The following is a 532-nucleotide window of genomic DNA, read 5'->3' as shown; positions in this document are numbered from 1 at the left end:
GAGGTCTGGCAGGATGCGGCGATCGCCGCGCCCGCCTTCCCCTATGCCCGGCAGACCATCGTCGATGTCGGCCTTGCGCAGCCTTCCGCCATCGCCGGCTTCGAGATTGGCTTTGCCGAGCTTCTATGGGTCAGTCAGGATTTCCACGTGCAGTGGCTGCCGCCGAACTCGATCGCGCCGACCGACATTTCGCCGCCCGATCTCAACCGCCTGATCGAGGCCGCCGTCAAGGCCGGCCAGACGCTGGAGGCGGGCTGCCACATCGCGGGCGGCAAGAAGTTCTGGCGGCTCTCCTCGCCGGCCTGGTCGTGGGAAGTGAACCTCTCGACCAAGCGCTGGCATGAACGATGGTCGCTCAATGGCGGCGTCTATGGCCGCGCGCGCATGGTCGGGGGTCACCCTGCGTTCAACAAATGGATCTGCGGCGACACGCAATCGGGCAATCTTCTCTATCCCGACAACACCTCGTTCACGGAAAATGGCGCGCCGTTCCTGTTCCGGATCGAATCCGGTCCCTCGCGCAAATTCCCCA

Annotated in this window: 1 protein-coding gene; it reads left to right on the top strand. The window is 64.7% G+C overall.

The window, feature by feature from the left end; all coding sequences use genetic code 11:
* Positions 1–532: hypothetical protein (locus AACY45_RS27800; protein WP_339548684.1), on the top strand; the 532-nt coding region annotated here is incomplete at both ends.

The organism is Pseudomonas sp. RA_35y_Pfl2_P32 (genome assembly GCF_963970735.1).
Taxonomy (GTDB): Bacteria; Pseudomonadota; Gammaproteobacteria; order Pseudomonadales; family Pseudomonadaceae; genus Aquipseudomonas.
Note: the sequence above shows the minus strand (reverse complement) of the source record. Positions and strands in the feature narration are given on the sequence as shown.